This is a genomic window from Ancylomarina sp., assembly GCF_041555295.1.
Classification (GTDB): Bacteria; Bacteroidota; Bacteroidia; order Bacteroidales; family Marinifilaceae; genus Ancylomarina.
The window spans coordinates 1-2639 of record NZ_JBFFKR010000384.1 but is presented as its reverse complement, the minus strand read 5'-3'; the positions used below and the strand labels follow the sequence as shown (position 1 = coordinate 2639).

The following is a 2639-nucleotide window of genomic DNA, read 5'->3' as shown; positions in this document are numbered from 1 at the left end:
ATTTATGGAGGTGAACGTTTTGCTATGGATGGTTATTTCCCTCAAGCAGGAACGAACTTTATGGCAGGTTTAAGCCTCACTTTTTAAGAAGAATAATTTATAAAATACTTCAACCAAGCTGAGAGATTTCTTTCAGCTTGGTTAAATATTAAAACGCAATGCTAGATTGGATCAGTGCAAACATAGTTGAAGTAATAGGAACGCTTTCAGGCTTCATATTCTTATACTTTGAAATAAAGCAGAGTAAATGGCTTTGGCCTGTTGGTTTATTTTCTGCTGTGATGTATATCTATGTGTTTTTTGTTGCCAAGTTTTATGCCGACATGGGGCTTCAGTTCTACTATGTATTTATAAGCGTATACGGTTGGTTCCATTGGTCGCGATCGAAAGGGCAAAATGAAAAAGAACTCCCTGTCGTCAATTTAGGTAGGCGTCTGTTTTTAAAACTTCTATTGGCAAGTTTATTCATCTATATCGCAATCTCTTTTATTTTGGTGAATTATACGGATTCCCCAATACCTTACTGGGATTCTTTTACAACCGCTTTAAGCATTGTAGCCACTTGGATGCTGGCGCAGAAGATACTTGAGCAATGGTTGGTATGGGTGATTGTTGATGCCGTCTCTATGGGCTTATATCTTTATAAGGAGCTGTACCCAACTGCCATTCTGTTTGCCTTTTATACGGTCTTGGCTTTGTATGGCTATATCCAGTGGAAAAAAGATTTGATTAAGTCCAAAGCAATCTAAAGCAAATCGCTACTTTTGTGACTCATCAGTTTAAAGGATAAAAAATGAGATCAAGATCAGCAGTTATATTGGCGAATGGTAGCTTCCCAATAAATGATATTCCTTTAAATATTCTGAAAAAGTCGGAGTGTATCGTATGTTGCGATGGCGCGATTAATAAGTTAGAGTCAGCTGGAATACAAGCCCATGCTATTGTGGGTGATTTAGATTCCCTTACCAATGATTTAAAACGAAAGTATCAGGATATTATTCATCATTTCTCAAATCAGGATACCAACGATTTAACCAAAGCTGTAAATTGGTGTTTAGCTAACAAATACAATGATATTACTATCGTGGGTGCTACGGGCGAACGCGATGATCATATGATAGGTAATATTTTTCTTCTCCCATCCTATACCAAGAAAATGAAAGTAAAGATGCTGACCGATTATGGTACGTTTACGCCCGTAATACGCTCCAGAAACTTCGATAGCTATATTGGTCAACAAGTATCAATTTTCTCCCCTCAACCAGAAACTGTTATAACAACAGCCAATCTTCGTTACGAACTCACCAATCAGAAACTTGAAATGCTGTGGCAAGGCACTTTAAATGAATCGATGGGTGATAGCTTTCGTATCGATTTCGAAGGTGACTCTCTAATTATCTATCAGGAATATTAAATTTAACGTATTTAAGTAATTAAATTTGATTGACTTATGGTGATTTTAAATACATTCGTCATGTATTGTTCAAGAAGATAGTATTGGAATAACTTGACAGGTTTGATAGATCATAATTCAAAAAAAAATGTATAGTTTTGGGTGATTTAAAATTAACCATAAATAGAATATTATGAAGAAATTATTAGTAATTGTTGCTTGTGTTTTTATGGCGACTTATGGCTTCGCTCAAGATCTTAAATTTGGAGCAAAAGCTGGTTTGAATTTATCTACTTTAGTTGGAGATGATGTTGCCAATGCTGACATGAAGGCAGGTTTGTACTTCGGTGGATTTTTAAATACACCATTGAATGATCGTTTATCTTTTCAGCCTGAATTACTTTATTCTAGACAAGGCTGGAAAATTGATGCTGAAGATGCTGATTTAACGATTAAGACTTCTTATATAAATATTCCATTATTATTAAAGATGAGTCTGGGAGCTGCAGGTAAAGTTCATGTTTATGCAGGTCCACAACTGGGTTTTTTGGTAAAAGCTGAAGTGAAAGCAGAGCTGGATAAGTCAAGTGAGACAGGGGATATTAAAGATCAGACAAATGATTTTGATTTCAGTTTAAATATTGGTTTTTCTGTTGATATAAGTGAACTGTTGGCTTTAGATTTTAGATACAATAGAGGATTATCAAAGGTTCCAGATTCTGATGTTATAGATGGTGGGAAAGCTTATAATTCAGTAATTCAGTTAGGCGCTTCTTATTCATTCTAAATTGATATAGAAACATAACGACTAAACCTCTAAGGAAAAAAAATCCTTGGAGTTTTTTTTTGTTCATGATCAAACCAATAATTCTCGCAAATTTCCACATCCTCAAATCAACACATCCTCACATCCTCACATCAGCACATCCTCACATCAACACATCAGCACATCAACAAATCCTCACATCCTCACATCTTTCCTTTAACACATTTTAACTCTCATTAAAAAACCTATCTTTGCGGCAAATCTAAATTTTAAGCAATTGCTATGAACCGCAACAACTATCTATTCCTTATTCTTCTATTTTTTTGCAGCACAAACCTGTTGTCAGCACAATCAACAGAAGAGAAAAAGCCTATTGAAGTAAAATTTGGTGGCTATGTACATTCTCTATTTACTCATGATACACGTCAGACAGTTAGTGCACGTGAGGGTTTTATTCTATTATATCCAAAAGATGAACTT

General features: G+C 35.1%; 4 protein-coding genes. All 4 read left to right on the top strand.

Going from position 1 to position 2639, the window contains the following annotated elements; all coding sequences use genetic code 11:
* Window positions 1–158: 158 nt before the first annotated feature.
* Window positions 159–749 carry a nicotinamide riboside transporter PnuC gene (gene pnuC / locus ABY905_RS16255; RefSeq protein WP_372645767.1) on the top strand — a complete coding sequence of 197 codons (591 nt, stop codon included), beginning with the start codon at window positions 159–161 and terminating at the stop codon, window positions 747–749.
* A 44-nt stretch (window positions 750–793) separates the two neighbouring features.
* Window positions 794–1414, top strand: coding sequence for a thiamine diphosphokinase (locus ABY905_RS16250; RefSeq protein WP_372645766.1), 621 nt, complete (start codon window positions 794–796; stop codon window positions 1412–1414).
* A gap of 172 nt (window positions 1415–1586) precedes the next feature.
* Entirely contained in the window at window positions 1587–2180 is a 594-nt protein-coding gene (locus tag ABY905_RS16245; RefSeq protein WP_372645764.1) for a porin family protein, read from the top strand.
* A gap of 261 nt (window positions 2181–2441) precedes the next feature.
* Window positions 2442–2639 (top strand): hypothetical protein (locus ABY905_RS16240; RefSeq protein WP_372645762.1); only part of this gene is annotated, 198 nt, incomplete at its 3' end.

Bases quoted from the DNA above. Each gene is read 5' to 3' on its own strand.
- ABY905_RS16250 (WP_372645766.1), top strand. From the start codon at position 794: ATGAGATCAAGATCAGCAGTTATATTGGCGAATGGTAGCTTCCCAATA.
- pnuC (WP_372645767.1), top strand. From the start codon at position 159: ATGCTAGATTGGATCAGTGCAAACATAGTTGAAGTAATAGGAACGCTT.
- ABY905_RS16245 (WP_372645764.1), top strand. From the start codon at position 1,587: ATGAAGAAATTATTAGTAATTGTTGCTTGTGTTTTTATGGCGACTTAT.